Origin of the sequence: Paraburkholderia sp. Ac-20347 (assembly GCF_017104805.1) — a bacterium.
Lineage (GTDB): Bacteria > Pseudomonadota > Gammaproteobacteria > Burkholderiales > Burkholderiaceae > Paraburkholderia > Paraburkholderia tropica.
The window spans coordinates 1-1,387 of the sequence record NZ_JAAGPN010000575.1; the positions used below are offsets into that span (position 1 = coordinate 1).

A 1,387-nucleotide genomic window follows, 5' to 3' on the forward strand; every position below is an offset into this window, starting at 1 on the left:
CCGCTGCGCGGCGCGAGCGATTCGGGCAGCGGCGCGGCGGCGCCGGTCTGCATCAACTGGCCGAGGCCCGCCGTGACCGCGCCGAGCAGCGAGACGTCCATGTTCAGGCAGACGGCCGCCACGTACTCGCCCGCGCTGTTCTTCAGCCCGATCGACGTGCTCTTGACCGGCCGGCCGTCGGGAAAGCGATTCGGATAATTGGCGACGACTTCGGGGAAGCCGGGATCGCTCAGACGCGCGAGGCCCATTTCGGTGGCGGCGTCGCCGACCTGACGGCCCGACAGATTGTTCGAGATCGCGACGACCGACTGTTCGGGCGTGGTCAGATCGTGCAGCACGACCTCGACGAGCGGCGCGAGCGTCTGCCCGAGCGCCTCGACGATCTTGCGGCCTTCGCGTAGCAGCAGCGCGTTCTCGCGCGCGCTGACGTTCGCGCCGGATGCCTCGGTAGGTGTCTTGATCTTCTTCGCCATGCGTGACATTTTGACGATTTACGACAAAATGTCAATCTCTGACAAAACGCACCGCGAGACATAAAAAAACTCGCCCGAAGGCGAGTTCGCAGGAACAACGCGAGGCTTCGTCTCAGACAGCGAAGCGCTCGCTCGCGAATTGCGAGGACGGCACGCGCGCCGCCACGGCCGCGGCTTGCGCGGCGCTCACCATTGCGGGCGGGCCGCACACGTAGAGATCGGGCGAGGCGTTCGTCAACGAAAGCGCCGCCTGGAGCGCCTCGACCGGCGTGCCGCGAAAACCGCGCCAGGCGTCGTCGGCTTCGCGCACGCACACCTCGACGCGCAACTGCGGAAGCGCCGTCTGCAAGCGCGCGAGTTCGTCGGTCATAAACAGCTCATCGACGCGATTCACGCCGAAGAACAGGCGCGCCTCGTTCATCTCCTGATACTCGGCCATGCGCCGCAGCATCGACAGCACGGGCGCGAGCCCGGTGCCGCCCGCCACGAACCAGCGCGGCCGCAAGCTGTCGGCGAACAGGCCGAAACCGCCTTGCGGGCCGTGCACGGTCAGCGCGTCGCCCACGCGCGCGCGCTCGCGCAGCCAGCCCGAAAACACGCCGCCGGGGCGCAGACGAATCAGCAATTCCAGCCGCCCGTCCCAGTTGCTCGTATTGGCGAGCGAGAACGGACGACGCAGATCGCCTGCGCCTTCGTCGTCCGGCAGCGCGAGTTCGACGAACTGGCCCGCTTCGAACTCGGCGGCGCTGCCGTTGAGGTCGTCGGCATCGAGTTGCAGTTCGAGGCGGCGCGTGTCCTCGGTGAGCGTGTCCAGCGAAGCGATGCGCGCGCGACGCACCGCCACCGGCTGGCGCAGCACTTTGGTGCTGTCGTACGGCGCGACGATGCGCAGATCGCTACGCGGCGGCGTGGTA

The 1,387-nt window shown here is 67.8% G+C and carries 2 protein-coding genes; both read right to left on the reverse strand.

Annotated features, from left to right (window positions below; translation table 11 throughout):
• Positions 1 to 473, reverse strand: a 473-nt coding sequence (locus G3N97_RS38765) for a PAS domain-containing protein (protein WP_205997993.1), incomplete at its 3' end; no start/stop codon positions are given.
• A gap of 112 nt (positions 474 to 585) precedes the next feature.
• Positions 586 to 1,387: FAD-binding oxidoreductase (locus G3N97_RS38770; RefSeq protein WP_205997994.1), on the reverse strand; the 802-nt coding region annotated here is incomplete at its 5' end.